This window comes from Pseudofulvimonas gallinarii (assembly GCF_004343305.1).
GTDB lineage: Bacteria > Pseudomonadota > Gammaproteobacteria > Xanthomonadales > UBA2363 > Pseudofulvimonas > Pseudofulvimonas gallinarii.
The window spans coordinates 112,811-136,936 of the sequence record NZ_SMAF01000003.1 but is presented as its reverse complement, the minus strand read 5'-3'; the positions used below and the strand labels follow the sequence as shown (position 1 = coordinate 136,936).

Here is a 24,126-nt window from a genome sequence, read left to right as displayed (position 1 = left end):
GACGGCGTACCGGCGAGGATCCGCCGCGCATTCCGGTGCACCGGAATGGGCCCCTGCGGACGGGGCGCCATGCGGGACGATGCGTTCCGGGGGAGGAACGGCGGGCCAGAACGCGCGAAAGCCGGCGGCCCTCGCGTGCATCCAGCTCAGCCGCCGCAGCGTCCGCTCGAGGATGCGCCCGTGCCATCACGGCACGAGGCGCTCAGCCACACTTGGAATTGCCGCAGGACAGGCAGGTGGCGCAACCGTCCATCATCACGACGGCCTTGGCGCTGCACTTGTTGCAGACGGTGGCGGACGGCGGGAAGACCTCGCCCGAGCCGCCTTCCGCTTCTTCGCTCACGGCGGCAGCGGGCGCGCTGGCGGCGTTACTGTTTTTTTTTGAACGCGCCTCGTAGGCGGCACGCTTCTCGGCGATCAGCTTGCGCTGCTCGGGCGTCAGCTCGTCGCCGACGATCATGCCGATCTTCTTGAGGTGGTCCTCGATGACCACGCCGAGCTCGGCGATGATCGACGGCATGTACACGCCGCCGGCGCGGAAATAGCCCCCGCGGGGATCGAACACGGCCTTCAGCTCCTCGGCCAGGAAGGTGACGTCACCGCCCTTGCGGAACACGGCCGAGATGATCCGTGTCAGCGCCACGGTCCACTGGAAGTGCTCCATGTTCTTGGAGTTGATGAAGATCTCGTAGGGCCGGCGCAGCTCGTGCTCGGTCCCCTCGTTGAGCACGATGTCATTGATGGTGACGTACAGCGCGTGTTCGAACAGCGGCGACTTGATCTTGTAGGTGTGGCCTTCCAGCCGCTCCGGGCGCTCGACGCGCTCGTGCATCTGGATGACCTCGGCGCAGGGCACGTCGATGCTGTCGGCGGGATCCGGCTGCACGGTGGGCGGCACGGCGGCCTTGGCGTCGTCCGGCTTGACGACGGTGTATGCCTTGATCTTCTTGTCGATCCTGATGCTCATGGTCTCTTTCCTGCCCGGCCGCCCTTGGCGGGCGGCCGCGCGTTGGCCGGGACTGTCCCGGTCGATGTGGAATCAGCGCCGCCGGCTGCCGGCTTTTTTCGCCGGCCGGCTGGCGGCACGTGTCGCGGAGTTCTTGCGCGCGGGCGCCTTCTTCGCCGCGGGCCGGCCACCGCCGGCCTTGCGCGCCGGCGTCCTGGCGACCGCCGCCTTTTTCGGTGCCGCCTTTTTCGGTGCCGCCTTTTTCACCGCCGCCTTCCTGGCGGCTGGCTTCTTCGCGGCGCCCTTCTTCACCGGCGACCTTGAGGTCGCCGCCTTGCGGACGGCGCCTTTCTTCGCCGCCGCCGTCGCCTTTCGCGCCGTGGCGGTGGATTTGGCGATCGCCTTCTTCGCGGCCTTCTTCACCGGCTTCGCCGCCCGCGTCGCCCTGGTTGCCTTGGCGGCCTTTGTCGCCTTTGCCACGACGGTGGCGCCGGCCTTGCTGACCGCCTTGCCGGCCTTGGCGACCTTTTTCGCCGCCGCCTTCTTCACCGCCTTGCCGGCCTTCTTCGCCGCCGCGACCCTGGTCGCCGCCGCTTGTTTGACGCCCTTGGCGACCGCCTTCCTGGCGGCGACCTTGGTGGTGATCACCTTGCGCACCTTGCTGGCGACCTTGCCGACGGCGCCGGCGGCGTCTTCGGCCGCCGCTGCGGCATCGCCGGTGACCCGGGCGCGCACCTTGCGGACCACGTTGGCGACGGCGCCGGCGGCGGCTTCGCCGACCTCGCGCGCCTTGCCGGCGACCGCGCGCACGGTGGGCTCGACCGCTTCGCGCACGTCATCGGCCTTGTCCTCGACCTGTGCCTTGCGCAACTTCACCTGGGCCTTGACGGCTGTCGCCGCGGTGACGGCCACGTCGCGCACGCTGCCAGCGATCAGGCCCAGCGAAGCCTTGGCGTGATCCAGGGCTTCCTTGATCGCGTCGGTTCCGTGTGCAACCTCTTCCTCTGCAGCAACAGCGGGTTCAACCTTGTCCTTTGACTTGCGTGCAGCCATGTCGGCGACTCCTGGCAGTGGCGTGGGCGACCGGCGAAGCTGCCGGCCGCGCCCTGATCGGTCGGGCGATCAGAATTTACCGTAATAGCCTTCCTTGAGCGCATCGAAGAGATTGGCAGCGGTGTGCATCTCGCCGTCGTACTCGATTTCCTCGTTGCCGCGCGCCTCGATGACCGAACCGTCTTCCAGCTCGAAGCGGTACACCGTGTTCTCCAGGTCGGTTTCCTTGACCAGCACGCCCTGGAACGCGGCGGGATTGAAGCGGAAGGTGGTGCAGCCCTTCAGGCCCTGCCGGTGGGCGTAGGTGTAGATGTCCTTGAAATCCTCGTAGGGATAGTCGGTCGGGACGTTGGCGGTCTTGGAAATCGAGCTGTCCACCCACTTCTGCGCCGCGGCCTGCACGTCGACATGCTCCTTCGGGCTGATGTCGTCGGCGGCGATGAAATAGTCCGGCAGCCGCGACTGCGGGTCTTCACCCTGCGGCATGGCGCGCGGATTGACCAGCTCGCGGTAGGCGAGCAGCTCGTAGCTGTAGACGTCGACCTTTTCCTTGGACTTCTTGCCTTCGCGGATGATGTTGCGCGAATAGTGGTGCGCGAAGCTGGGCTCGATGCCGTTGCTGGCATTGTTGGCCAGGCTCAGCGAGATGGTGCCGGTCGGCGCGATCGAGGAATGGTGGGTAAAGCGGGCACCGGTTTCCGCCAGCTCGTGCACCAGCTCCGGCGCGACGCCGGCGATGCGCTGCATGTAGCGCGAATACCTGGCATGCAGGACGCGGCCCTTGACGAGGTCACCGACGCGATAACCGTCGGCGGCCATCTCCGGCCGCTGGCGCAGCATCTGCGCGGTGACTTCGAAGTCCTCGTCCATGATCGGCGCCGGACCCTTCTCGCGCGCCAGCTCCAGGCCCATTTCCCAGCCGGCGACGGCCATTTCGCGGGCGACCTGCTCGGTGAAGGCCAGCGACTCGGGCGAGCCGTACTTCATCCTCAGCAGCGTCAGCGTGCTGCCCAGGCCGAGGAAGCCCATGCCGTGACGGCGCTTGCGACGGATCTCCGCCTGCTGCTGCGGCAGCGGCAGGCCGTTGACCTCGACGACGTTGTCGAGCATGCGCGTGAACACGCGCACGACCTCGCGGTACTCGTCCCAGTCGAACGAGGCCTTGTCGGTGAACGGATCACGCACGAACGTGGTCAGGTTCACCGAGCCGAGCAGGCAGGCGCCATACGGCGGCAGCGGCTGCTCGCCGCAGGGATTGGTGGCGCGGATGGTCTCGCACCACCAGTTGTTGTTCATCTCGTTGACGCGGTCGATCAGGATGAACCCCGGCTCGGCGTAGTCGTAGGTGGACACCATGATCATGTCCCACAGGTGCCGGGCGCGGATATGTCCGTACACCTTGCAGGCGACGCGACCGTCGTCACGGGTGACGTAGTTGCGCGTCGTCGGCCAGTCGCGCCACACCACCTGGCTGGCGTCTTCCAGGTCCAGCTCGTCGCGCTCCTTGACGTGCACCGGGAACACCAGCGGCCAGTCGCCGTCGCTTTCCACCGCCTTCATGAAGTCGTCGGTGATCAGCAGCGACAGGTTGAACTGGCGCAGGCGGCCGTCCTCGCGCTTGGCGCGGATGAAGTCCTTCACGTCCGGGTGCGAGACGTCGAAGGTGCCCATCTGGGCGCCACGGCGACCGCCGGCCGAGGACACGGTGAAGCACATCTTGTCGTAGATATCCATGAAGGACATCGGGCCGGAGGTGTAGGCGCCGGCGCCGGCCACGAACGCGCCGCGCGGGCGCAGCGTGCTGAACTCGTAGCCGATGCCGCAGCCGGCCTTCAGGGTCAGGCCGGCCTCGTGGACCTTCTCGAGGATGCCGTCCATCGAATCCTCGATGGTGCCGGACACCGTGCAGTTGATCGTGCTGGTCGCCGGCTTGTGCGCCTGCGCACCGGCGTTCGAGGTGATGCGGCCGGCGGGAATCGCGCCGCGGCGCAGCGCCCACAGGAAACGCTCGGCCCAGTAGGCCTGCTTCTCGCTGCCTTCCTCGGCTTCGGCCAGGGCCTTGGCGACGCGCTGGTAGGTCTCGTCGATGCTGCCGTCGATCGGTTCGCCCTGCTTGCTCTTCAGCCGGTACTTCTTGTCCCAGATGTCCCAGGAAGCGGGCTGCATGGGGACGGTACGCGACGAGGCAACGGCTTCCAGGCGGACGGTGCTCATGTCTGGGCGGGCTCCCTGTATTCAAGACAATGCTTTAACTTGTTCTCACAACTTCTAGTGTCGGCCCGACGGGAGCGCCACTAGATGTTGGGGCGGAACGGGACATTACGCTGCTCCGGGGACCGCGTCAACGATCTGGACGAAAGTGCCGCTCCGCGGCGACTTGCAATGCGCGACGCCGGCCCCACCGTCGGCAACGCACACTGACCCGGAAGCCCGGCGTCCGGAACCTTGCAACCGGCCCGCCTGTCCGTGCAGCCTGCTTTCCATTGCCCGCCAGGATCCGCCATGACCGCCAACCGCCCACGTCTCCCCACTCTGGTCTTCGCGCTCGTTGCCGCCGGCTTCGGCTGGCTGGGCGCGGCGCTGCACGACGGGCGCGCGCCGGCGCCGCTGCAGTCGCTGGTCGCGGCGCCCGCCCACGCCGCCGGACTGCCGGCCAGCATCGATGGCCAGCCGCTGCCGTCGCTGGCGCCGATGCTCGAACGGGTGATGCCGGCGGTGGTCAACGTCTATACCGCCAGCCGCGTGCAGGTACGGCAGTCGCCGATGTTCGACGACCCCTTCTTCCGGCACTTCTTCGGCATTCCCGACATGCCGCGCGAACGCATCGAGCGCTCGCTGGGATCGGGCGTGATCGTCGATGCGGCGCGAGGCCTGATCGTCACCAACCACCATGTGATCGAGGGCGCCGATGACATTTCGATCACGCTCGCCGACGGCCGCACGCTGACCGCCGAGCGCGTCGGCGCCGATCCCGGCACCGACATCGCCGTCGTCAAGGTGCCGGCCGAGAACCTCACGGCGCTGCCGCTGGCGGTGTCGGACGAACTGCGCGTCGGCGATTTCGTCGTCGCCGTCGGCAATCCTTTCGGCCTCGGCCAGACCGTCACCTCCGGCATCGTCTCGGCGCTGGGTCGCAGCGGCCTGCGCGGCGCCGGCTACCAGAACTTCATCCAGACGGACGCCTCGATCAATCCCGGCAATTCCGGCGGCGCCCTGGTCAACCTGCGCGGCGAGCTGATCGGCATCAACACGGCGATCTACTCGCGCAGCGGCGACAGCGCCGGCATCGGCTTCGCCATTCCCGCGACACTGGCACGCGAGGTGATGCGGCAGCTGGTCGAGCATGGCGTCGTGCAGCGGGGCAGCCTGGGCATCGAGGTGCAGGACATCGACGAGTCGCTGGCCAGCACGCTGGGCGTGCGCGCCGGCCGCGGCGTGGTGGTCACCCGCGTCGGCGCCGACAGTGCCGCCGCACGCGCCGGCATGCAGGTCGGCGACGTGATCACCGGGGTGGACGGGCAGGCGGTGAACACCGTGCGCGACCTGCGCAACATCGAAGGCCTGCTGCCGGTGCAGCAGGACCTGCCGGTCTCAGTGCTGCGCGACACGCGGACGCGGCAGCTGCGCGTGCGCCTTGTGGCGACGCTCAGCGAGCTGCTGGGCGACAACCTCGATGCCCGCCTGGGGGGTGCGCACTTCGTACCGGTGCCCCAGCAGTACGTGGCCAACGGCATCACCGGCGCCGCTGTCAGCGCGGCGAGTGGGCGCGCGGCGCGTGCCGGCCTCCGCCGCGGCGACATCGTCGTGCGCGTCAACGACACCGAGATCGCCGACCTGGAAGCCCTGCGCGATGTGCTCGCCGGCAAGCCGCCGCTGGTCAACCTGACCATCCTGCGCGGCAATCGCCTCTACCAGGTGCCGATGCCCTGATTCCGGGCGGCGGCGACGCGCGGTTACAGGCCGCAGTCGCCGACGCCCAGCGGCCGGGTCAGCCGCTGCAGTTGCAGGCGGCCGCTGCCCCACTCCGCGTCCGGGCCGCGATAGCGCAGGACGGCGTGGTCGCAGTCCGGGAAGTCGATCTCGATGCGGCCCCAGTCCCGCAGCTGCAGCGTGCCGCCCTGTTCGCGATCGAAGCGCGGACCCAGCGCGCGCTGCACGCGTTCGAAGCGGGCGCGGCCGAGGAAATCGATGTGCCCGCCCGCCTGCAGCCATGCCGGCTGGCCCTGGCGCGGGTCGTAGCCCATCAGCACGAGGCGGGCGCTGCCATTGACGTCGATGTTCAGCGTCGCGCCCTGGCCCGGACGCTGCGGGTCGTACCAGCTGCCGCTGAGCGCGGCCAGGCCCTCCGCGGCCTTCGCCCCATCGTTGTCGCAGTCGCCGCCAGCCAGTCCGCGTGCCTGCAGCAGGCGCCGCTCGCCGCGACCGAAGCTTGCGCCGGCGCTGTAGCGCAGGCGTGCCACACCGCAATCGTCGAACACCATGCGCAGCATTCCCCACGGCCGGAAGCGCGCGTGCGAGGGATCGAAATCCTCACCGAAACCACCGCCCTGCAGGCTGTGCACCTCGTCGAAGGCGATGCCGTTGCCATCGGCGCGACCGCTGCCGATCAGCCAGAACTGCTCGCCCCCTTCGCCGGCAGCCGGGAAGGTCAGTCCATAGATCAGGGCGCCGCCACCCTCGAGCAGTTCCAGCGACCACTGCTCCCCGGGATGGTCCGTATCGATCCAGTCGCCGCTGAAACGTGCATCAAGACGGTCGACGGCCAGTCCGCGCGAGCGGAAAGCGGCACCGTCCACGTCGCCCTCGAAAGCGGGATCGATGCGGCACTCGCCGGACGAGTCGCCATTGGCGATGCGTTCCAGGCAACGCGCCTGCAGCTCGACGGCATCGGGCGCCGGTGCCTGTGGCGCGTCCACCCAGGCCAGCAAGGTGTCCCAGGCCGACTCGATCTCGGCGGCCGAGAGGCCGCAGCCCGCCGGCTCGGTGGTGGCGGCATGCGCCAACAGCAGCCGGGCATCCGGCCACAGCGCACGCAGCGAGGCCTGGTGCGCGGCACCGACCACTTCGTCGGCCTGGCCATGCAGGCTGACCACGCGCGCCTGCCCGCCCGGCCGCAACCCGGACTGCAGGCGGAATTCCAGGGCCGCGAAGGCGTCGGCGGCGACCCGGTGCACGCGCGCATTGATGGCGGCATCGCCATAGTCGACGCCACTATTGCCGACCGCCGCCGCGCCCGCCAGCTTGCCGCGATCGCGCAGCAGGTCGCTCAGCCCGACGGTGGCCCAGGCAAGCCGCGGCAGCACGGCGGCATCGTCCGCAAGCCCGCTGCGCGCCTTGAGAACGTCCAGCCGCGCCTGCTGCGCCGGCTCGCGCTGTTCCGGGCGCACGTCGATGCCGAGGCAGACCCCGGCGCGGCCGACGATGTCGGCCAGTCCGGCGGCGGAGATCTGGCCGGCCTCCAGCAGCCAGGACTGGTCGGCGGCGGCCGGCAGTCCGCCACCAGGCACGCCATTGCAGACCGCGTCATAGACGACGCGCAGGTCCAGCGCCTCATCCCAGCGACGGTGGCCGGCTGCCAGCGGACACAGCGCCAGCACGCCGTCCACGGCGATGCGCGGATCCTGGGCCATCTGCAGGGCGATGTACCCACCCATCGCCGTGCCGTAGGTGAGTACCCGCCCCGGTTCGCCGACATCGGCCGCAAAGCGCTCGACCAGCTCGGCATTGTCCCGGCCGCTGGCGAAAACGGCCCAGCCGGCCTGGCTGTAGCCGGACGCCACCACCGCGTAGCCCTGCTCCAGCTGCAACTGCGCCAGCGGCCCGAGGTCGGGCGCCAGGTCCAGTTCGAAACTCAGATCGCGCTGGAAGACCACGAGGCCATCTCCGGACCGCCAGCCTTCCGGCACGGCCATCCGGTAGACCGCGCCGGACGGCGTCTGTCCCTGCCGCTCCCAAGCCGCTCGCGCCACCCCGGCCGCCAGCGCGAGCGCTGCCAGCAGGAGGAGACCGGAAACGTGACGAAGGTGCACGGTGTACTTCCGCTCAAAGTGAAGCGACGGTTTACCGCAGTTCACCGCCGCGCGCCAGCCGCGGGCGCGTCGCGGTTAAGGCTGGCGGCGCGCAGGTACAATCGCGGACATGAACGAGGACGCCCTGAATCGCGACGTGCCGCAACGCGCGCTGGATGCGCTGGCCGGCGTGGTGGAGGCCGCGCTGGACCGCTTCCTGCGCCTGGATCCGGGCTCGACCGGCACCCTGCAGCGCCTGGACGGGCGGGAACTGCGCCTGCGTCTGCGTGGCGCCCGTCGCGGCCTGCGCCTGCGCATCGCCAGCGGACGCGTGCGGCCGGTTCCCGACCATGACGGTGACGCCGACCTGGGCCTGGCGCTGGAGCCGGCCGGCCTGGTGACCTGGCTGGCGACGCCGGGCGCGGATCGTGGCCTGCCCAGTGGCGTCCGTATCGATGGCGACCTCGAACTGGCGCGCCTGCTTGAAAGCGCGCTGCGCGACTTCGATCCGGACTGGGAACTGCCGTTCGTCGAGGTGTTCGGCGGCACCTTGGGTCCGCAGATCGCGCGCGGATTCGCTGGCGCGCTCGCTTGGGCGCGGCGCCAGGCCGGCGAACTGGCGGCCAGCGGCGCCGAGTTCCTGACCGAGGAAGCCGGCGTGATCACCCCGCGCAGCGAGATCGATGCCTTCGTCGATGCGGTGGACCGCCTGCGTGACGATGTCGAGCGCCTGGCGGCGCGCGTCGGCCGCATAGAACGCGGGCTGCCGCGCGCATGAGCAGTCGCCGCGCGGCAACCGGCGTCATGCGCCTGCTGGTGGTGGCACTGCGCTACCGGCTCGACGGCCTGCTTGGCGATCGCCAGCTGCCCTGGCCGCTGCGCCTGCTCAAACCGCTGGTCGGCAAGGCGCGACCCGATATCGACGCGTTGCCGGCCGGGCAGCGTGCCCGCCTGGCACTGGAACACCTGGGTCCGATCTTCGTGAAGTTCGGGCAGATCCTGTCCACGCGCCGCGACCTGCTGCCGCCGGCGGTGGCCGACGAGCTGGCCGCGCTGCAGGATCGCGTCGCGCCGTTCCCGGGCGACCAGGCGCGCGCCGAGGTCGAGCGCGCACTGGGCAGGCCGGTGTCGCAACTGTTCGCGGCCTTCGACGAAACCGCGCTGGCGGCGGCCTCGATCGCCCAGGTCCATCCAGCCCGCCTGCATGACGGCAGCGATGTCGTCGTCAAGGTGCTGCGACCCGGCGTGCACGGGCTGGTCCAGCGCGACATGGAACTGCTGCACGCCATCGCACGCGTGGCCGAAAGACGCCATCCGCGCGCCGACCGGATACGGCCGCGCGAAGTCGTGGCGGAAGTCGAGGCGACGCTCGCGAACGAACTGGACCTGCAGCATGAAGGCGCCAACGCCAGCGCCATCGGGCGCATCTGGAACGCCGGCGGCGCCGTGGCCGTGCCGCGGGTGAACTGGGACCTGACCGCCGAAACGGTGCTGACCCAGGAACGCATGCACGGCATTCCGATCGCCGATGGCGCCGCGCTGGATGCCGCCGGGATCGACAAACCGGCCCTGGCACGGCGGCTGATCGAGCTGTTCTATACGCAGGTGTTCCGCGACAACCTGTTCCATGCCGACCTGCATCCGGGCAACCTGCTGGTGCAGCCTCGCGAGGGTGCGCCGCCACGCATCGTGCTGCTCGACTTCGGCATGGTCGGCACGCTGTCGCCGGCCGACCAGCGCTACCTGGCCGAGAACTTCATGGCGATGTTCACCATGAACTACCGGCGCGTGGCGGAGCTGCACCTGGAAGCCGGCTGGATGCCGCGGCACATCCGCGTCGAGGCGCTGGAAGCCGGCGTGCGCGCGGTCTGCGAACCGTACTTCACGCGGCCGCTGTCGCAGATCAATCTCGGCGAAGTGCTGTTCAAGCTGTTCCGCATGGCGCAGCGCTACCAGCTCACGCTGCAGCCGCAGCTGATCCTGCTGCAGAAGACGCTGCTCAATGTCGAAGGCCTGAGCCGCTGGCTGGATCCGCAGATCGATATCTGGTCGGTCGCGCAACCGGTACTCGACGACATCATGCGCCAGCAGTACGGCCGCGTCGGTTCGCTCCTGCGCGCGGCGAAGATCCGCATGCCGGACTGGATGGAACAGGCGGTATCGCTGCCGCGGCTGGCACGCGAATCTCTGGAGCGCCAGCGCGAGCAACTGGCGCTGGTCGCCGTGGCGCAGGCCCAGGCGCAGCAGCAACGTCAGTCGCTGCTGCGCCGCCAGGTGCTGGCGATCTGCGGCGCCGGGCTGCTGGTGGCGGCGGCCGTTCTCCTGGCCGGCGATGCCGGCGGACCGTCCTGGAACGGGCTGCCGCTGCTGCCGTTGTCGGCACTGGGCGCGGGACTGGCCGCTTTCGCACTGGCCCTCCGCCGCCGCGGCGACTGAGGCCGCGCGCACACCCACTGCGCGCCGACCGAGCTATGATCGACCCATGATCGATCCGTCGCCCGCGATCACCCTCGCCCTGGCCGAAGCCGACCAGCCGGCCGGCCGCGAACGTTTCCTCGGACTGGTCTACAACGACCTGGTGCGCATCGCGCGCGCTGAACTCAACCGGCATCGCCGCGGCGCCACGCTGGACACCTGCGCGCTGGTCAACGAGGCCTACCTCAAGCTGTTCGAAGGCGCCGGTCTGGATTATGAGAACCGTCGGCACTTCTATGCCACCGCCGCGCGCGCCATGCGCCAGGTGGTGATCGACCATGCCCGCGCACGACTGGCCGAACGTCGGGGCGGCGGCGCCGAACACGTCGCGCTGGATGCGCTGGAAGGCCAGCCGCTGCCGGTCGATGCGCAGGCCGAGCAGCTGCTCGCCATCGACAAGGCGCTGGAGAAACTGGCGGCGCTGGACGAACGCCTGGTCAAGGTCGTCGAACTGCGTTTCTTCGCCGGCCTCGAAGTGAAGGACATCGCCGAGCTGCTGGGCGTGTCCGAGCCGACCATCAAGCGCGACACGCGCGCGGCCAAGGCGTTCCTGCACCAGCAGCTCGCGCTCGGCGCCTGACGCCACCGCGCAAGCCCACAGACCTCGCCGTCGAGCGCGCGCCTACGGCACCGGCTGGCGCCCGCCGAAGGAACGCAAGGTGCCCATGGACGGTCCGGTGGACGACGGCCTGCGCAGGCAACGTCAACGGCGGCGGTCGCGGAGGATTTCGCGCGCCGCGTTGTGTCCGGGCGCGCCGGTGACGCCGCCCCCGGGATGGGTGCCGGCACCGCACTGGTAGAGGCCGGCGATCGGCGTGCGGTAGTCGGCATGGCCCAGCATCGGCCGCGCTGAAAACAGCTGGTTGAGCGACAACGCGCCGTGGAAGATGTCACCGCCGACCAGGCCGAAGGTGCGTTCCAGGTCCAGCGGGCTGTTGATCTGCCGGCCGATCACCGACGCCCTGAAGTTCGGCGCGTAGTCGTTGACGGTGTCGATGATGAGGTCGGCGACCGCCTCGCGGTGGTCGTCCCAGCTCGACCCGTCCGGCAGCTGCGGCGCGAACTGCTGGCAGAACAGGCTGGCAACATGCGCGCCGGGCGGCGCCAGCGAATCGTCCAGCGTCGAAGGTATCAGCATCTCGACGATCGGCTGGCGCGACCAGCCATGCGCGCGCGCATCCAGGTACGCGCGATCCATGTAGTCGAGGCTGGGCGCCATGATGATCCCCGAGCCATGGTGTTCGGCGGCGACCTTGCCGGGCAGCGCGCGGAAATCGGGCAGCTCGCTGAGCGCGACATTCATTCGGAAGGTGCCGGAACCGCATTTCCATTGCCCGATGCGCACGCGGAAATCGGCCGGCAGGACTGCCGGATCGACCAGCTGTTCGAACAGCAGGCGCGGATTGAGGTTCGAGACGACGCGCGACGCACGCAGCGTTTCGCCCCCGGCGGTGACGACGCCGGTGGCGCGGCCGCGCTCGACGATGACCTCGCGCACGCCGGTGCCGGTGCGGATGTCGACGCCGCGCGCGACGCAGCAGCGCGCCATCGCCCGGGTGATGGCGCCCATGCCGCCGATGGCGTGGCCCCAGGCGCCCTTGCGTCCGTTGACCTCGCCGAAGACGTGGTGCAGCAGCACATAGGCGGAGCCGGGTGTATAAGGACTGGCGTAGTGGCCGACGATGCCGTCGAAACCGAATACCGCCTTCACCGGATCGCTCTCGAACCAGCGTTCCAGGTACTCGGCCGCCGACAGCGTGAACAGGTCGAGCAGCTCGCGTTGCCCATCCAACCCCAGCGGCCGCAGCCGCCTGGCCAGCTTCGCCGACTTCAACAGCTGCGGCAGCGCCTGCAGCCAGCCACCTTCGACGACGTTGGGTGGGGTCTCCATCACCAGCGCGCGCAGGACGTCGGCGATGGCGTCGAGGCGTTCCCCGTAGGCCGCCAGGCGCTCGCCATCCCGGCGTGAGAACCTGGCGAATTCCGAGGCGGTGCGCCCACCGCCGACCTTCAGGTAGCGGTCGTCCGGCAGCGGCAGGAAATTCGCCAGCGGCCGCTCGACGATGCGCAGCCCGTGCTGGTGCAGCTGCAGGTCGGCGATCACCTTCGGCTGCAGCAGCGACACCGTGTACGACGCCACCGAATTGCGGAAACCGGGATGGAATTCCTCGGTGACCGCGGCGCCACCGACGACATCGCGGCGCTCCAGCACGGTCACCTTCAGGCCGGCGGCAGCCAGGTACGCGGCGCAGACCAGGCCGTTGTGCCCGGCGCCGATGACGATGACATCGCTCATGAACGCATCCGTCAGGGTGCCGTCGCTTTCTTGGCGGCGCGACCGCGACGCGCCGGCGCCGCCTTCTTCACCGGCCGCGCCAGGCGAACATGGATCATCCGGCTGCCGGCGCCGTCCTGGACCAGCTCGCGCAGTTCATAGCGCTGCGGATGGGCACGGAGCAGGTCGCTCAGTTTCTTGAAGCCGTAGAGGCGCGGATCGAAATCCGGGCGCACCTTGGTGAGATAGCCGCCGACGGGACCGAGGTGCGCCCAGCCGTCATCGTCATCGGATTCGCCGATGGCGCGCTCAATGAGGTCGAAGGGCACTGGCGCCTTCTGCGCCGCTGGCCTGGCGATGGCCGAGTCCGCTGCCACTGGCGCGGCGTCGCCGTCGCTTTCTCCGGACGTCGCGGCAGCCGGCGCGTCGCGCCCTGCAGTCAGCACTTCCGTGTAGATGAACTTGTCGCAGGCGGCGACGAACGGCGCCGGCGTCTTGCGCTCGCCGAATCCCAGGACCAGCAGGCCTTCCTCGCGCAGTCGCTGCGCCAGGCGCGTGAAGTCGCTGTCGCTGGACACCAGGCAGAAACCACCGAAGCGGCGCGTGTACATCAGGTCCATCGCGTCGATGATCATCGCGCTGTCGGTGGCGTTCTTGCCCGTGGTGTAGGCGAACTGCTGCACCGGCGCCAGCGAATGATCCAGCAGCACCTTCTTCCATCCTGCGTGCCGCTGCGAGGTCCAGTCGCCGTAGAGGCGGCGGACGCTGGCGATGCCGAAGCGCGCGACTTCCGCCAGCACGCCTTCGATCACTGCCGGCGAGGCATTGTCGGCATCCACAAGCAGGGCCAGCCGCAACTGGTCCACGGCGAGGTCATCGGCGTCACGGCGATCGCGGGGCATGCGGCGATGCTAGCACCGCCGGGCCACCCTGAAGTGCGGCACCGCCCCCGATCCCGGCATCCGCCCGGGCCGGCGGAATCACCTCTACACTGCCGGCCATCGCGCCGGACCGGCGCGCATACCTGCAGGTTCTACACGTCGACATGGACTTCCCCGATCCGCCCCTGACGCTGGTCTTCGAGGACGGCGGACTGATGGCCGTGGACAAGCCGGCTGGACTGGCCGTACACCGCAGCCGGATGGTCGCGCGCGACGGCGATTACCTCATGGACCGCCTGCGCACGCAGGCCGGGGGACCTCTGTTCCTGGTCAACCGCCTGGACCGCGCGACCAGCGGCCTGGTACTGGTGGCGCGGTCGCGCGAGGTGGCCAGTGCGCTGGGCGAACAGCTGATGTCGCGCAGCGTCGACAAGACCTACCTGGCCGTGGTCCGCGGCTGGCCCGACGAGGCCGGCGAGATCGACTATCCGCTCAGCGTCGGCGGCATGACCGGCGAACGCAAGCCGGCGCTGACGCGCTGGCGCCGGCTGGCGACGGTCGAAGTTCCGATCGCGCTGGGACGCTATCCGCAGCAACGCTATGCACTGCTGGCGCTGTCGCCGCAGACGGGTCGCTACCGCCAGCTGCGCCGGCACCTGCACCACATCCACCATCCGATCATCGGCGACAGCACGCTCGGCCGTGGCGAGCACAACCGGCTGTTCCGGCAACATTTCAGCTGCCACCGCATGCTGCTGCATGCCTGGAAACTGTCGTTCGAACATCCGGTGTCGGGCACCCGGCTGTGGCTTGAAGCACCGCTGGATGCGACCTGGACGGGACTGCTGGAGCGCTTCGGCTGGACGTCGGCGCTCGCCGGCGACGACGCGACCACGCACTGACGGCCGGCCGACGGCACCTGGGAACCTGCCCGCCGTGCCGGCACCGGGGCGCCGGCGTCGGCATGCAAGCCAGAGCCGGCAGGCGTGCCGGGCGGCCTGGATGAAAACCCCGGCGACACCGGGTGGATTTCCCGATCCGACCGTCAGCGAAGGACTGGATGGAATGCCATGAGCCGTTTCCGTCGCGGGCCACGACGATGGGCCATGCCCGGCACCCGCGGCGTCCGCGCAGCCGCGTCGCGTATCATGCGCGGCCATGTCCTGCCGGTTCCGCCAGCCCTTCGCTCCCGCGAGCGCGTCCTGCGCGCCGCGTCGGCGTCGGTGCGCCGCATTTGTTGAGGCCAGCGGCGATGGGTACTGATGCCGTCGACATCGCGCCGGGCATTGCGATTCCGGAAGGCGAGCTGTCGGAACGCTTCGTCACCGCCTCGGGACCGGGCGGCCAGAACGTCAACAAGGTCGCCAGTGCGGTCGAGCTGCGCTTCAGCATCCGCCTGTCGCCCTCGCTGCCCGAACCCTTGCGCGAACGCCTGCTGCGCCGGCGCGACCGGCGACTGACCGATGACGGCGTGCTGGTCATCCAGGCACAGCGCTATCGCGACCAGTCGCGCAACCGCGAGGACGCCCGCGAGCGCCTGGCGGATTTCATCCGCGCCGGACTGCACGTGCCGAAGGCGCGCATTGCCACAAAGCCCACGCGCGCCTCGCAACAACGCCGTGTCGACAGCAAGGTCGGACGTGGCGCCATCAAACGCAATCGCGGCCGACCGCGACTGGATGACTGACGAATGAGTTCGAAGTTGCCGCTGCCCTACGCGCCACCCCTGCCGCCGCAGGCGCCCCGCGTGCGCGCGCCCATCTCCGGCCGGCTCGGTGCGTGGTGGTTGCGCCTGTCCGGCTGGCGCATGGTGGACGCGTTTCCGGACGTGCCGAAAGCCGTGGTGATCGCCGCGCCGCATTCCAGCAACATGGATGCCCTGCACGGACTGGCGGTCAAGCAGGTGCTCGGTCTCGATGCGCGCTTCCTGGCCAAGCGCCAGCTGTTCTGGTGGCCGTTGGGATCGATCCTCCGCCATTTCGGCATCATCCCCATCGACCGCGGCAGCGGCGGCAGCGCCTTGATCGAGAGTGCGGTCCAACGCTTCGCCGAGAACGAGAAGTTCTGGCTGGGTGTTGCGCCGGAAGGTACGCGCAAGGTCGTGCCGCGCTGGAAGACGGGTTTCTGGCGCATTGCCAAGGCCGCCGGCGTGCCCATCATTCCCGCCTATTTCCACTATCCCGACAAGCGCATCGGGTTGGGGCCGATGCTGTGGCCGGGTGACGACATGGAAGCGGACATCGCGACGCTGCGCGCGTTCTACGAACCCTGGCGCGGCGCCCGCGGCAAGTCGGCCGTGGACACCGGCTGAGCGGCGGAAATCCGGCCGCGCGACGGCGCCTGCGCGATCACGCGATCCGCTTGTCGGCCCCGTTGAGGCCGCCTACACTCCGCCGCTGCAGGGATGCCCCCCGAGGGAGTACAGGGATGGACACACCAGAGCGTGTCGGCACGCACCCGCTCGACCTGGAGCTGGACGAGACGCCGATGCTGCAGTGGCTGGCGCCGACGTTCCAGCTGCTGGGTCGACGCTTCAGGCAGATCGCGCCGTTTGCCGCGGCCGTCGTGCTGCTGACATGGTTGACGCCACACATCCGGCTGGCCGGCCCGTTCGACGACGGCTGGCGCAGTGTCTTCGACGACATCCTCCAGCACGCACTGCTGACCGGCGTGATGATGACCGGTTTCGCGGTTCTGGCGCGCAGCGAAGGGCGGCCTTGGGGTGTCGGCGCCCTGCTGCCACCGCAAGCGGCGCTGGTCCGCGTGGCCATTGTCACCGCCGCGTGGGCGGCGATCACCTGGGTCATCGGCCTGCTGCTGCGGGAGATCCTCTCCACCCCCTTCATCGCGCAGCTTTTCATCCGGCTGCTGTTCCGGTTCGACGTCTATGGCGTCTACCTCTTCACCCTGATCTTCTCGCCCCTGATATTCATGCTGTCCGCCACCGGCGTGATGGCGCATATCGCAGCGCTGCGAGGCAAGGAACCGATTGCGGACCTGTTCGTTCAGAGCTTCCGCGTCGTGTTCGGGCAGGCAGGACGGTTCGTGAAATCGTCCCTGGCCATCACCTCGTCGCTGCTGGTGGTCATCCACGCCATCATCAAGATGGTGGGCGGGAACCTGATCATGCTGGCCGCCCGCGATGCCGCGTCGGTGGTGCTGATCGTGGTTGGCATCCTGAGCCTGATCTCGCTGCCGTGGTGGTTCGTGATGGAGCGCGCCCTGCGTCCGCAGCTGGGTGTCGAGGATGACCTCGATCCGGTGGACGACGTCGAAGCGGCTGGCGTTGTTGTCGCCAGTGCACCTGCCGCGATGGCGGCAATGTCAGCGGCCGTGCCGGCGAACGAAGGCGACGTGACCGCGGCCGTCGCAGCACCGCCGGCTGCCCCGTCGGCGGCGGAACTGGCGCGCGCACGGGCCGGCGCCCTGGTTGACGCGGGCGACGTGGACGCCGCCGCGCGCGAGCTGGTCGCCGCACTGCGCGAGCGGCGGCTGGGCCGTCCGGATTTCCTTTCCGCCGTCGAGGTGCTGCCGGCGGATGCGGCGTTGCTCCCGGAGCTGGCTGACCTGGCCTCGCAGTGGCAGGCCGCCGGCCGCGCCGACGATCTGGCCTGGCTGGTGCGCTTCGGGCTGAAGCGTGACAAGGGCTTCCTGATGGATCGCCCGGACGCCGCCCTGGCCGTCGCCCGGCAACTGGTCGCGGCGGAACAGCCGCAACCGGCCAGCCACCTGCTGCTGGCGTTCGTGAACCGGCACCGCGCCCATGCGGCGCATCGTGACGCCGGCCTGCGCCTGGCGCGTCTGCTGGCGTTCCGCCTCGACAACGTCGCCGCGGCCCGGCCGCTGATCGACAAGCTGGCACAGCTCTATCCGGACGACGTCGACCTGGCGAAGCTGCGCGCGCAGTTGCCCTGAGGGCCACTGCGCTTCCGCCTCTACACCCGGCTCGGCGACATCCGCAGGCTGCGGTAGCTGACCGCTTCCGCCAGGTGCGCGCGGTCCACGCTTGCGGCGCCGGCCAGGTCGGCGATCGTGCGCGCCACGCGCATCAGGCGATGGCAGGCGCGTGCCGACAGCTCCAGCTTCTCCGCCGCCTGTTCCAGCAGCGCGGTCGCCGCTGGATCGAGCACGACATCCCGACGCAGGTCGGCGCCGCCCAGGCGCGCGTTGGCCACGCCCGCGCGCGCCCGTTGCCGCTGCCGCGCGGCGCAGACGCGATCGCGCACGGACTGCGAGGATTCCCCGCGCATGCCTGGCGCCAGCAGTTCCTGCTGCGGCAGGCGCGGTACTTCGACATGCAGGTCGATGCGATCCAGCAGCGGGCCCGAGACGCGTCCGCGATAGCGGGCGATGGCATCCGCGGAACAACGGCATCGTCCAGCGGGATCGCCGGCATAACCGCAGGGACAGGGATTCATCGCGGCGACCAGCTGGAACGCGGCCGGAAATTCGGCCTGCCGTGCCGCCCGCGAAATGACGATGCGACCGGATTCCAGTGGTTCACGCAGCACTTCCAGCGCCTGCCGGTTCCATTCCGGCAACTCGTCGAGGAAAAGCACGCCTTGATGCGCCAGGGAGATCTCGCCCGGCCGCGGCCGACTGCCGCCGCCGACCAGTGCGACCGCCGAAGCGGTGTGGTGCGGCGCGCGGTACGGCGGCTGCCGGAAAGACCGCGCGTCGCGCGGCGGACGCCCGGCGACGGATGCGATCGCGGCCACTTCCAGGGCCGCGTCTTCGCCCAGCGGCGGCAGCACGCCCGGCAGGCAGGACGCCAGCAGCGTCTTGCCACTGCCGGGCGGCCCGATCATCAGCAGGTTGTGACCGCCGGCGGCAGCGATCTCCAGCGCACGGCGGGCGCGCAACTGGCCGCGGACCTCGGCCATGTCCGTCGCCGCCCGCGTACTGTCATCGACAACCGTCGACGCCTCCAGCGATGCCGCGTCCGGCAGGCCAAGGCCGTCCCGCAGATAGCGGCAGACGGCCAGCAGGCTGTCCGCCGCCCGCGCCTGGGTATTGCGGGCCAGCGCCACTTCCCCGGCGTTGCCTCCCGGCACGATCAGCGTGCGGCCTTCGGCGCCGCAGCGGATCGCGGCCGGCAGCACGCCCTGCACCGGCCGCAGGGCACCGGACAGCGCCAGCTCGCCGAGGAATTCGTGGCCATCCAGGCGCTCGCGGGGAATCTGCCCGCTGGCGGCAAGGATGCCGAGGGCGATGGCAAGGTCGAAGCGGCAGCCGTCCTTGGGCAGGTCGGCAGGCGCCAGGTTGACGGTGACGCGGCCGGCCGGGAATTCCAGCCGCGCGTTCTGGATGGCGGCGCGGACGCGGTCGCGGCTTTCCTTCACCGCCGTTTCCGCCAGGCCGACGATGGTCGTGCTGGGCAGTCCACCGCTGAGATGGACTTCCACCGCGACCGGTGGGGCCTGGACGCCGAGCTGCGCCCGGCTGGCGACGACGGCCAGGCCCATGCGGTCAGTCGCCGCCGCGGAGGCGGGACAGCTCCGCCTCCAGCGCATCGACGCGCGCGCGCAGCTGGTCGAGCTGCTCGCGCGCGTGCAGCAGGACTTCCCGCTGCACCTCGTAGTCATCGTTGTTGACCAGGTCGAGCCGGTTCAGTTGCGCACCGATGGCGGCGCGCAGGTTGCGGCGCAGGTCGCCGGCGCCTTCCTTGAGGCCTGGCGGAAGCAGCTCGCCGATGCGCTGGCTCAGGGCTTCGATGTGGTCGGGACGGATCATGGCGGCCTCGCAGGGATGGACAGCGTGCTTGAAGGATGGACCACGGGCGTCGGCGCCGTGGCTAGAATGGCCTGGGAATTTTCCGATATCCGCGCAGGACAGGCACACGATGAAGATGGTGACGGCCGTGATCAAGCCCTTCAAGCTCGACGACGTGCGCGAGGCACTGTCGGAAATCGGCGTACAGGGCATCACCGTCGGCGAGGTGAAGGGCTTCGGGCGCCAGAAGGGCCACACCGAGCTGTACCGGGGCGCCGAATACGTCATCGATTTCCTGCCGAAGATCAAGCTGGAAATCGCGATCCCGGACGAACTCACCGACCGCGTCGTCGAGACCATCACCCAGGCCGCCCGCACTGGCAAGATCGGTGACGGCAAGATCTTCGTCACGGCGCTGGAGCGCGTCGTGCGCATCCGCACTGGCGAAGAGGATATCGACGCGCTCTGAGCGTTCGCTGCGACGATCAGCCTGCGTACCAGCGTTGTCGCAGGCGTTCCGCGACGCCGACATCGGCGTGGGCCGACAGCGCCGCGGCATGTTCCTCGAGCAACGGCGACCAGGCCTGCGCCAAACGGCGCCGGCGCGCCAGTTCTCCACGGCCGAACTCGCCGACGATACCGTCGACCACGGCCTGCGCCCGGGCAAAGGCGACCACCGCCTTCAACGGCTGCGCATGGGCGAGCCGACACCGCGCCTCGATCCAGTGCGCGCGCCAGCGCTCACCGGCACCGAGGCGCTGCAATTGCACGCATGCCGGTTCGCAGATTTCGAGCGCCGGTTCCGGATCGCCCAGTTCCAGCTGCGCCGCCGCCGCTTCCACCTGCGCCAGGGCCACGCCGGTGGGACTACCCAGTTCCGTCGCGATGGCCGCGGCTTCCCGTGCACAGGCCAGGGCCGCCTCCGGTCGCCGTTGGGCACGGCGCAGTCGCGATTGCTCGGTCAGGAAGCGGAATTCATCGTCGCGGTCGCCGATTTCGACGATCAGGGCCAGCGCGCGCTGCAGATGCGTTTCGGCTTCGGCGAGCCGGCCGAGTCGGATATCCGCGGCTGCCAGCAGCCACAGGGTTTCGGCATGACAGTGACGGTCGCCGACCCGATCGAGGTCGTGCAGCGTGCGATGCAGGAAGCCGATGGCCTCCTCCATCAGGCCCTGTTCCAGGCGCACCTGCGCCAGGCCCATCCGTGCCTTGGCCTGACCCATGGCATCACCCAGCCCGCGATACGACTCGTGCGCATCGAGGGCGGTCCGGTAGGCCTCCTGGTATCGTCCCTGGCACAGCAGCACCCAGTGGTAGCGCCGCAACAGGTCCGCGCGCGCCGCGGTACGGCCGCGCCGCTGCCGCGCCAAAGCACGCTGGAAGACCTCGCCGGCTTCGTCGAGGCGGTCCTGCAGCGCCAGGCACCATCCGTACAGCGCGAGTGTCTGCGCCTGCCGGTCGCGGCCCGATGGGCCGTCGAGCAGATCCGCCAGGCTGCGTTCCGCCGTCCTGTAGTCACCCAGCGCCGCCTGTGCCTGGACCTCCAGCAGGCGCGCCGCACGCCGCAGCGTCGACGAAGGCGCACCGGGCCGGGCGGCGAGGAGGATCGGTGAAAGTTCGTCGAGCACCTGGCGGTGCTCGCCGAGCGCGAACGCGGTGCGCGCGCGCTCCATGCGCAGCAGGTCATCGTATCGACTGCCCGCGCGCGGTCGCATCGCCGTCCCCAGCCGGGCTGCAGCCTCCTGCGCCGGATAGAGGCGACCGAGATCTCGAAGGGCGCGGATGCGCGCCAGACCGAGGGCCCAGCGCGTTTCGGCGCCGGCCATGACCCCGCTGTCGACCAGTTCCTGCAGTCGCTGCAGTTCGCCTGGATCGGCCTGTTCCAGACCCGCCTCACGCAGGGCGGCATATCCCGCGCGGAAGGCCAGGTCGCGATCACCGGCATGACCGGCGTGGATGCTCAGCGCGGCCAGCTCGGCGCGGGAACCGGCGTCCGCGAAAATGCCCATGCAGCGACGGTGGAGGTCCGCCCGATGCGCGTCGGCCAGCGAACGGTAGAGCGCCTGCTGGATGAGCCCGTGCCGGAACAGCCATCGGCCTGGCGCCTCCTGTTCGACAATGCCCAGATCGGCCACCGCCTGCAGCGCCGTGGCCACGTCCTCCTCATCCCGGTCCAGCAGTGCGGCCAGGCGGGACTGCGAGAAGCGTTCGCCGAGAACGGCTGCCGCCTCGACGACGCTTCCATGGCCGGCCGGAAGCGTGCGACAGCGTTCGAGGAGTGCCAGCTCCAGACTGGACGGCAAGGTTTCAGGCATGCCCTGCCAGTGCCAGGCCGGTGGCGTGTCGTGGAGTTCCAGGCTGCCGCAGGCGATCAGGTGCCGAAGCAGCTCGACCAGGAAGAACGGCCGCCCACCGGTCAGCCGGTACAGCGCATGGCTGACCTCATCGGGGACGTCGTGGCCGCACTGGGGTGCACCGAGCAACTCGTCGATCGCCAGGCGGACCTGAGGCGGCGAGAAAGGATGCAGGCGCAGCACACCGACCGGGCCGTCACCGAACAGCGACGCCACAGGCGGCGTTTCGCCGGCGTCCGTGCGCACCAGTCCGACCGGCAGCACGGGCAGGCCGCGCAGTTCGACGGTGAGGCGACGCAGCCAGGCGCGGTCGGTTTCATCGGCGTGCTGCAGGTCTTCCAGTGCGAGGACGACATGTCGCCGGGCGCCGCGGAACGCCGCCGCCAGTTCAGCCGCGTCGTCGGATCGCGGCGTCGCCGCAGCGGGCAGCATGGACAGCGCCCGGCGCACCAGCGTCGCCAGCCGTTCCGGTGCCGGATGCGCCGCGGCCGCCACGCGCAGCAGCACGCCACCGCGCACGGACAGCCAGTCGCCCAGGTGCGCGATGACCGAGCTCTTGCCGGCGCCGGACTCGCCCGCCAGCAGCACCGGCAAGGCATGGCCGGCGACCGCACGCTGGAATTCCTGGCGCAGGTAGGCGAGCTCGGTGTCGCGTGCCACCAGCCGGTCGAAGCGCGCCGGCCCGGAGGGCGCCGCATGGGTCGGAAGCCGTCGTGGCGTCACCGCCAGTGCGGTCGGCACGCGCTCGGCGAGGACGCGTCCGACCTCGTCGGCGCTGGCCGGCCGCTGCCGGGGATCGGGATCGAGCAGTGCCTGCACCAGGTCGGCCAGCCCGGAGGGCAATGCGCCCGCCAGGCCGTTGCCCTCCTTTCCTGAATGTCTGCGGCCGTGGAGGGCGATCAGCTCCTCGAGACTGCTCGCCGACACCGGGAGGGTCGCCGTTGCCAGCCAGTACAGGACCACGCCCAGGCTGTAGAGATCCGACTGCACCGTTCCGGGGGCGCCTTCCAGCACTTCGGGCGCCATGCACAGTGGCGTTCCGCGCGCGATGCCGGTGGCCTGGCCGGGCATGAGGGCGGCGCCGAAATCGGTGATCAGGATGCGCCCGTCACGGCTGCGCATCAGGTTGGCCGGCTTGAGATCGCAGTGCAGGACGCCGGCCTCGTGGATCGCTGCCAGGCCACGGCAGATGTCCGCGGCGATCTGCCGGACATCGTCCGCAGGCAACGGCCCATCGCGGCGCACCAGGGCGTCCAGGCATTCGCCTTGGACCAGGTCGAGCCAGATGCCGCTGCGGCCGTCGTGGCGATCGACGCCATGGACGGCGACGACGTTGGGGTGGCGGATGCGCGCCAGGCTGCGCGCCTCGGCGATCCAGTCGCCGGCGCCGGCCCAGCCCTGTCCCGGCCGGCTGAGCTTGAGCGCCACTTCGACGGCAAGCAGCGGATCGAAGGCGCGGAACACCTCGGAAGTGGCACCGCTGCCGATCTGTTGCAGCACTTCCAGGTGGCCCCACTGGAACCGGCCCGGCGAAGACAGCGTTCCGCGTGCCCGGCCACCCGCGGCGCCGAGGCGTTCGGACAGATCCGCGATCAGCGCCAGTCCGCTGCGAATGCGCGAATCACCGCCGGAAGCGCGCGGCAGCGGCGCACCATCCGCCACCGCTTCGGCCAGTGCCAGCAGTGGCGAACCGGCGTCGGGCCCTCGCGGCCGCGTCCGTTCAGGGCCGGATCGTTTCGACATCGATCAGCTCCGCCAGTCTCAGCAGCGCGCGGCTGACGCGCATGCGCGCGGCATTGGCGGTTTTGAGGCCACAGAGGCCGGCGATTTCCTCATAGTCGAGACCGAACTCGACACGCAGGCTGACCGCATCGCGGTCATTGGCCCGCAGCCGCGCCAGTGCCGCCTCGTAGGCGGCGAGCGCCTGTTCCGTCAACACGCCCTGCATGGGTGATGGCGAGGCATCGGCCTGTCCGACCAGGACCTCGTCGCTCACGCGGAGCGGCGAACGCTGTCCGCGCCGCAACTCGTCGCGCAGCGTATTCATCAGCGTGGTGCGCAGATACGCCAGCAGGCCGCCGGGGCCCTGCGGCTGGAAGTTGTCGAGGACGTTGAGCGCCTTGATCGCCGTGAGTTGCACCAGGTCTTCGGTACCGGCCAGGTCGCGCGCACGTGTAGGCAGGCGGTTGTGGGCCAGGCGGCGAAGGATGGGCAGGTAGCGGGCCATGAGTGCCTCGCGGGCGGCATGGTCCCCCGCCTGCCAGCGTTGCAGCAGCGCTTCGGTGGACAGGGACTGCAGTCCGGTGGCGCTCATTTTCCACCCCTGTAACCCGAAGTCGGACTATACAACGGACGGGCAGGTCGTCCGATCTGTGCGTTTTGCTTCGCTGTGGTCGTCTCCACTGGGCAACCGGTCACAAAT

General features: G+C 69.9%; 19 protein-coding genes. 9 read left to right on the top strand and 10 right to left on the bottom strand.

Annotated features, from left to right (window positions below):
• Positions 1-202: 202 nt before the first annotated feature.
• The 3 genes from EDC25_RS03495 to EDC25_RS03485 form a co-directional block, all read right to left on the bottom strand.
• Positions 203-967: a TSCPD domain-containing protein gene (locus EDC25_RS03495; protein WP_123522659.1), complete on the bottom strand. Its 765-nt coding sequence runs from the start codon at positions 965-967 to the stop codon at positions 203-205.
• Between the two features lie 72 nt (positions 968-1,039).
• Positions 1,040-1,999 (bottom strand): hypothetical protein, encoded by a 960-nt coding sequence (locus tag EDC25_RS14640; protein WP_164484110.1) that lies wholly within the window; start codon positions 1,997-1,999, stop codon positions 1,040-1,042.
• 69 nt (positions 2,000-2,068) lie between these two features.
• The gene (locus EDC25_RS03485; protein WP_123522660.1) at positions 2,069-4,213 is read right to left on the bottom strand and encodes an adenosylcobalamin-dependent ribonucleoside-diphosphate reductase; all 2,145 of its coding nucleotides are present in this window, start codon (positions 4,211-4,213) and stop codon (positions 2,069-2,071) included.
• 288 nt (positions 4,214-4,501) lie between these two features.
• Here EDC25_RS03485 and EDC25_RS03480 point away from each other — a divergent pair, with 288 nt between their 5' ends.
• Positions 4,502-5,929: a Do family serine endopeptidase gene (locus tag EDC25_RS03480; protein WP_123522661.1), complete on the top strand. Its 1,428-nt coding sequence runs from the start codon at positions 4,502-4,504 to the stop codon at positions 5,927-5,929.
• Positions 5,930-5,952: 23 nt separating this feature from the next.
• On the opposite strand, the gene EDC25_RS03475 is transcribed toward EDC25_RS03480, so the two are convergent.
• Positions 5,953-8,028 (bottom strand): hypothetical protein, encoded by a 2,076-nt coding sequence (locus EDC25_RS03475; RefSeq protein WP_132577234.1) that lies wholly within the window; start codon positions 8,026-8,028, stop codon positions 5,953-5,955.
• A 109-nt stretch (positions 8,029-8,137) separates the two neighbouring features.
• Between EDC25_RS03475 and EDC25_RS03470 the strand changes: the two genes are divergently transcribed.
• From EDC25_RS03470 to EDC25_RS03460, 3 genes are read left to right on the top strand one after another with little or no spacing between them, the layout of a single operon-like run.
• Positions 8,138-8,785: a ubiquinone biosynthesis accessory factor UbiJ gene (locus tag EDC25_RS03470; RefSeq protein ID WP_123522663.1), complete on the top strand. Its 648-nt coding sequence runs from the start codon at positions 8,138-8,140 to the stop codon at positions 8,783-8,785.
• Positions 8,782-10,443 carry a 2-polyprenylphenol 6-hydroxylase gene (gene ubiB, locus EDC25_RS03465; protein ID WP_243695095.1) on the top strand — a complete coding sequence of 554 codons (1,662 nt, stop codon included), beginning with the start codon at positions 8,782-8,784 and terminating at the stop codon, positions 10,441-10,443. Before EDC25_RS03470 ends, ubiB begins: the two co-directional genes overlap by 4 nt.
• Positions 10,444-10,489: 46 nt before the next feature.
• Positions 10,490-11,062 (top strand): ECF-type sigma factor, encoded by a 573-nt coding sequence (locus tag EDC25_RS03460; RefSeq protein WP_164484111.1) that lies wholly within the window; start codon positions 10,490-10,492, stop codon positions 11,060-11,062.
• A gap of 123 nt (positions 11,063-11,185) precedes the next feature.
• On the opposite strand, the gene EDC25_RS03455 is transcribed toward EDC25_RS03460, so the two are convergent.
• Both EDC25_RS03455 and EDC25_RS03450 read right to left on the bottom strand, forming a co-directional pair.
• Positions 11,186-12,778, bottom strand: coding sequence for a phytoene desaturase family protein (locus tag EDC25_RS03455; protein WP_123522665.1), 1,593 nt, complete (start codon positions 12,776-12,778; stop codon positions 11,186-11,188).
• Between the two features lie 11 nt (positions 12,779-12,789).
• Positions 12,790-13,659 (bottom strand): NYN domain-containing protein, encoded by an 870-nt coding sequence (locus EDC25_RS03450; protein WP_123522666.1) that lies wholly within the window; start codon positions 13,657-13,659, stop codon positions 12,790-12,792.
• Between the two features lie 143 nt (positions 13,660-13,802).
• Here EDC25_RS03450 and EDC25_RS03445 point away from each other — a divergent pair, with 143 nt between their 5' ends.
• From EDC25_RS03445 to EDC25_RS03430, 4 genes are all read left to right on the top strand, one after another.
• Complete coding sequence (locus tag EDC25_RS03445; RefSeq protein ID WP_123522667.1) at positions 13,803-14,540, top strand: pseudouridine synthase; 738 nt, start codon at positions 13,803-13,805, stop codon at positions 14,538-14,540.
• Between the two features lie 350 nt (positions 14,541-14,890).
• A complete protein-coding gene (gene arfB, locus EDC25_RS03440; protein ID WP_123522668.1) occupies positions 14,891-15,325 on the top strand; it encodes an alternative ribosome rescue aminoacyl-tRNA hydrolase ArfB in 435 nt (144 codons plus the stop codon).
• Positions 15,326-15,328: 3 nt separating this feature from the next.
• Entirely contained in the window at positions 15,329-15,949 is a 621-nt protein-coding gene (locus EDC25_RS03435) for a lysophospholipid acyltransferase family protein (RefSeq protein ID WP_123522669.1), read from the top strand.
• A 116-nt stretch (positions 15,950-16,065) separates the two neighbouring features.
• Positions 16,066-17,553 (top strand): hypothetical protein, encoded by a 1,488-nt coding sequence (locus EDC25_RS03430; RefSeq protein WP_123522670.1) that lies wholly within the window; start codon positions 16,066-16,068, stop codon positions 17,551-17,553.
• Between the two features lie 20 nt (positions 17,554-17,573).
• On the opposite strand, the gene EDC25_RS03425 is transcribed toward EDC25_RS03430, so the two are convergent.
• Positions 17,574-19,103, bottom strand: coding sequence for a YifB family Mg chelatase-like AAA ATPase (locus EDC25_RS03425; protein ID WP_123522671.1), 1,530 nt, complete (start codon positions 19,101-19,103; stop codon positions 17,574-17,576).
• A 4-nt stretch (positions 19,104-19,107) separates the two neighbouring features.
• The gene (locus tag EDC25_RS14635) at positions 19,108-19,371 is read right to left on the bottom strand and encodes an accessory factor UbiK family protein (protein ID WP_164484112.1); all 264 of its coding nucleotides are present in this window, start codon (positions 19,369-19,371) and stop codon (positions 19,108-19,110) included.
• 109 nt (positions 19,372-19,480) lie between these two features.
• Here EDC25_RS14635 and EDC25_RS03415 point away from each other — a divergent pair, with 109 nt between their 5' ends.
• Positions 19,481-19,819, top strand: coding sequence for a P-II family nitrogen regulator (locus EDC25_RS03415; RefSeq protein ID WP_123522764.1), 339 nt, complete (start codon positions 19,481-19,483; stop codon positions 19,817-19,819).
• A 16-nt stretch (positions 19,820-19,835) separates the two neighbouring features.
• Here EDC25_RS03415 and EDC25_RS03410 read toward each other — a convergent pair whose 3' ends face one another.
• Both EDC25_RS03410 and EDC25_RS03405 read right to left on the bottom strand, forming a co-directional pair.
• Positions 19,836-23,447, bottom strand: coding sequence for a serine/threonine-protein kinase (locus tag EDC25_RS03410; RefSeq protein WP_123522673.1), 3,612 nt, complete (start codon positions 23,445-23,447; stop codon positions 19,836-19,838).
• Positions 23,425-24,018: an RNA polymerase sigma factor gene (locus EDC25_RS03405; RefSeq protein WP_123522674.1), complete on the bottom strand. Its 594-nt coding sequence runs from the start codon at positions 24,016-24,018 to the stop codon at positions 23,425-23,427. The genes EDC25_RS03410 and EDC25_RS03405 overlap by 23 nt, the downstream gene beginning before the upstream one ends.
• Between the last annotated feature and the right edge of the window lie 108 nt (positions 24,019-24,126).